This window comes from Halomonas sp. OfavH-34-E, assembly GCF_024124525.1.
Classification (GTDB): Bacteria; Pseudomonadota; Gammaproteobacteria; order Pseudomonadales; family Halomonadaceae; genus Halomonas; species Halomonas litopenaei.
In genome coordinates this window covers 1-4028 of sequence record NZ_JAMXRY010000105.1, presented here as the reverse complement: position 1 = coordinate 4028, position 4028 = coordinate 1, and the positions used below count along the sequence as shown (strand labels likewise).

The window sequence follows — 4028 nt, the reverse complement described above, 5'->3', positions numbered from 1 at the left end:
GCGCTGGCCGGTGGTGGCGGCGGCTTGCTGGGGCCGCCGTGCGTCCAGGCGCGAGTCGCTATGGACCGCGCCTGGCCCCCGTCCCGGGTCCACCGGCTGGACCGGGGCGTTGGGGTCCTTGGTCGGGGGCACGTCGACACGCTTGCCCAGCACCTGGTGGAGCAGGGTATCGATCAGCGGTGTGATGCCGCTCACGGCGTCTCGCGTCGAAAGCGGGTGCCGGCGTTGACCACCCGGCCACCGGCGTAGGCGCGGTGCAGGTCCTGCTGGTTGCGCGACACCTTGAGCAGTTCGCCGAGTTCGTCACGGCGGTGAACCAGCTTTTCTCGCAGCGCCAGATCATTGACCAGAATGGCCTCCAGCAGGCTGCCCAGGCGCTGGCGCTCGTCGGCGTCGAGGCTTGCCATCGGTGCCGCGCCATCGAGTGTCGCGCCATCACGTGCAGCGCTGTCGAGAGCGGCAACCTGGCTGACATAGTCGCCCTCAATAGCAATCAGCTCGTCCCAGGCGTGGTCGGCGGCCAGCGACAGCATCCGTTCGGTCATCGCCAGCAGTGCCTCGTAGCGAGACAGCAGGGGGCCTTGGGTATCTGGGCCTTGGGTATCTGGGCCGTGGTACTCGGCAAGCGGTGGCATCTAGGACCTCAAGCGCTCAGGAGTGGGTGGTGGTGCCGATCTCGCGCCAGGCCGAGGCGATATCCTCGATCAGGCGTTCGGCTTCGTCGAGGCCACTGGCGTCGTTGCGCAGGTTGGCGTCGAGCAGGCGGCGCGCTATGTAGTCATAGAGGCTGTCGAGCTGCAGTGCCACCTCGCCGCCCTGCTCGCCGTCCAGCACCGCGCGCAGGCCGCTGTTGACGATATCCAGTGCCTTGGAGATGGCGGCGCCCTTGGCCGGAATATTACCGTCTTCCAGGTGCAGGCGGGCGGCGCGAATCGACGCCTGGGCGCCGTCGAACAGCATCACGATCAACTGGTGGGGGCTGGCCGACATCACGCCGCTCTCCACCCCCATGCGGGCGTAGGCGCCGGCGCCGCGGCCATAGGTGGCCTGTGCTTGTGTCATTGGTTGTCTCCTCGGCTGGGTCTGGCGGGCTCAGGGCTACTGGTTCAGCTGGGCGTTCAGCGCATCGAACTGCTGGGTCAGGTAGCTGCTGGTCTGGTTCATGCTGGCGATCATGCTGTCCAGCTGTCCGAATTGGCTGCGGTAGCGCTCCACGGTGGCATCGATGCTCTGCTCGGTGCGCTCGTACTGGCGGTCGAGGCTTTCCATGCGGGTCTCGAGCCCGCTGGTAGCATTGTCGAGCAGGCCGCCGTCATCGAGGATGGCGCCCAGGGTGTCGTCGAGGCTGTCGGCAAGACCTACCCCGTCCTCGCCACCGGTAAAGAAGTCGGCCAGGTCGCCGCGCTCGCTGGAGATGACCTCGTCCAGGCGCTCGTCATCGAGTTCAAGGGTGCCGTCGAGCTGCAGGGTGATGCCGATATCGCTGAGGGTGCGGAAGTCACCCTGGGCCACGCCGCCGGACAGGGTGCCGCGCAGCCGCGATTCGATGCTGCGCAGGGTGGCGTCGCCAAGCAGTTCGCCCGAGGCACCGCTCTCGGCGTCGAAGCTGGTCAGCGTGCCCATGGTGTCCTTGAGCTCGTTGTAGCTGTCGACGAAGCCGCTGACCGCCTCACGCAGGGCCAGGTTGTTGTACTCGACCTTGACCGTGGTCTCGCCGACGTCCGTCAGGGTCAGGTCGACGCCCTCGATGGCCCCCTCGACGCTGTTGGAGGCACTGGTGATGGCGATGCCGTTGACCGTCAGTGCCGCGTCTTCACCGGCCACCGATTGGTGCATGCCGGCGCCGGTGTCGTCGGGGTCGGGGCTTGCGATGTCGAAGGCCAGCTTGGTCTGCAGCTCGGTATCGGCAGCGTCATCCGGCACGAAGCTCACGGCGCTGATCGACGCCTCGGCGCCGGTCTTGTCGCTCGACAGCACCAGACGGTAGGGATTGTCGGCGTCGCCGGTGTTGATGATCGAGGCGCTGACGCCGGCCTCGGCGTCATTGATGGCGTCGCGCAGTCCCTCCAGGGTGCTGTCTTCCTGGCTCAGGCTGATGCTGACGTCTTCGCCACCCACGGTAAGGCTCAGGGTACCGGCGCCCAGCTCGCTGTCCCTGGCGTCGAAGCCGTCGCTGGCCAGGCTCTGGGCTCGGGCCAGCCGGGTCACCTCGACGTCGTAGCGGCCGGGGCTCGCCAGCTCGCTGGCGCTGGCGCTGATACCCTCGCCCTCGACGCTGCTGGACAGGCTCTGGTAAAGCGCCGGGTCGCCGAGCTTGTCGACCGCTTCCTGGAAGCTGTTCAGCGCGCCTTCCAGGGTGCCGTAGGCGGAGATCTTGGCCTGATAGCTCGCCTGCTGGGCCACGATGGGCTCCAGCTGCTTTTGCTCCGCCGCCTCGAGCTGATCGAGCAGCCCGTTGAGGTCGAGACCGGAGCCGATGCCGAGCGATGAGATCGAGGCCATGTCGTCCTTCCTGTGTGATGGGGGCAGTGTGACAGAACGCCGGCAGGCCAGTGGCTCGAACAGGCGTCCTTGTGCTTGGTATATCGGGTTATCGGCGGGTGCTCATCGGACTTGAGCGTCAGGCGCCGATGATCACCTCGGCCTGGATCTCGCCCAGCGCGGCCAGCGTCTCGCCTTCCACCAGCGGGCCGATCAGCGGCTCCCGCGGGACCTGGCTGGGCGGCTTGCCGGCCATGCGCTGTACCCGCGAGGGCCGGCCCTGGTCGTCCAGCGCCAGTACCCAGCCGAGCGAGGCGTCGTCAAAGCGCACCAGCGAGCCGATCGGGTACAGACCGAAGCGCCGGATAAAGCGCTTGACCCAGCTGGTGTCGAACTTGTCGGGGTGGTCGAGCAGGTAGCGGTAGATCGCCGCGAGACGCCAGGGCGGACGGTCGGGGCGCTGGGCACGCATGGCATCGATGGCGTCGACCACGGCACTGGCCCGGGCCAGCTCACGTAGCTCATCGTCGCGAATGCCGGCGGGATAGCCGCTGCCGTCGAGGCGCTCGTTGATCTGGCAGGCGGTGGCCTCGAACACCGAGGCGTTGATCCAGGCGCAGTGGCTGAGGCGCTCGCGCAGCCAGCCCACGTGCTGAACCAGGCGATTGCGCTCGGCGTCGCCGAAGGTCGGCGTCAGGCGCAGGGGTTCGGGCAGCAGCACCTTGCCCAGGTCATGGATCATGGCGCTGGCGACGATGGACTTGCGTAACTCGACGGGCAGGCTGTCTTCCAGCAGGTCGATCAACAGGATCGCCACCGACAGGCCGTGGCGTACCGGCCAGGACTCGCGGGTCAGGAACCTCAGCGCGAACAGCACGCCGTCGCGGTCTTCGTCGTACAGGGCCAGCAGGTGGTCGGCCTGGCGCGACAGGCGCGGGCCGTGGATGCAGCCGCCCTGAATCAGCTCCATCGCCTGGGCGTGCAGGTAGCCGGCTACGCGGGACAGCCGCTGGGTCATGACGGTGGGGTAGGCTTCCGCCTCGCGACGGCCAAGGCGCGGGCCGCGGCGCCCTGCCGGTAGCTGAAACAGCGGCGAAGGCGGTCGCCTGGAATCCACCCCTTCGGCGATGCGCGCGGCCTCGCGCTCGACCTCGCGTACCAGCTTCCACAGGGTGCGATCCTGGTGGGCACCGACGCCGACGAAGCGAAAGCCGGCCTCGACCAGCCGCCGTTCGGGGTCGAAGCGATGATGTTGCACGACGGCCTGGAGCGCCAGACGGGTGCCATCGGGAAAGCCCAGCTCCAGCGGCACCGGCAGCTCTCTGTTGGTCAGCACAGGAGCGGCGGTGCGCGGGAGGTCGAGGCGACAGCCGTCCACCGACAGATCGATCAGGTCGCCGTGCAAGTCCTGGCTATCGCCGTCTCTGAGCACCGCCTCGGCGGCCATGCCCAGGCGCAGGCGCGCGCGAAAGCTCTGACGGCGCTGTAGCCGCTCCAGCTGGTCCGGGTAGGGGCATCGCCACAGCCGACGAAGCGGCACGCCCTGG

4 protein-coding genes and 1 pseudogene are annotated in these 4028 nt (G+C 68.2%); all 5 read right to left on the bottom strand.

Going from position 1 to position 4028, the window contains the following annotated elements; all coding sequences use genetic code 11:
• A pseudogene (locus tag NH448_RS23220) lies at nucleotides 1-195 on the bottom strand (hypothetical protein); the annotation flags it as partial.
• On the bottom strand, nucleotides 192-635 hold the full coding sequence (gene fliT / locus NH448_RS23215) for a flagellar protein FliT (RefSeq protein ID WP_045994765.1): 444 nt from the start codon (nucleotides 633-635) through the stop codon (nucleotides 192-194). The pseudogene NH448_RS23220 and the gene fliT, both read right to left, overlap by 4 nt.
• A 16-nt stretch (nucleotides 636-651) precedes the next feature.
• Nucleotides 652-1062 (bottom strand): flagellar export chaperone FliS, encoded by a 411-nt coding sequence (fliS, locus tag NH448_RS23210; protein WP_045994764.1) that lies wholly within the window; start codon nucleotides 1060-1062, stop codon nucleotides 652-654.
• A gap of 36 nt (nucleotides 1063-1098) precedes the next feature.
• Nucleotides 1099-2502, bottom strand: coding sequence for a flagellar filament capping protein FliD (gene fliD / locus NH448_RS23205; protein WP_045994763.1), 1404 nt, complete (start codon nucleotides 2500-2502; stop codon nucleotides 1099-1101).
• A 118-nt stretch (nucleotides 2503-2620) separates the two neighbouring features.
• A partial coding sequence (locus tag NH448_RS23200; protein WP_253029566.1) for a PilZ domain-containing protein occupies nucleotides 2621-4028 on the bottom strand: 1408 nt, incomplete at its 5' end.

What these genes read in the sequence shown, in the direction of transcription:
- fliD (WP_045994763.1), bottom strand. Translation starts at nt 2,502, where the DNA reads ATGGCCTCGATCTCATCGCTCGGCATCGGCTCCGGTCTCGACCTCAAC.
- fliT (WP_045994765.1), bottom strand. Translation starts at nt 635, where the DNA reads ATGCCACCGCTTGCCGAGTACCACGGCCCAGATACCCAAGGCCCAGAT.
- fliS (WP_045994764.1), bottom strand. Translation starts at nt 1,062, where the DNA reads ATGACACAAGCACAGGCCACCTATGGCCGCGGCGCCGGCGCCTACGCC.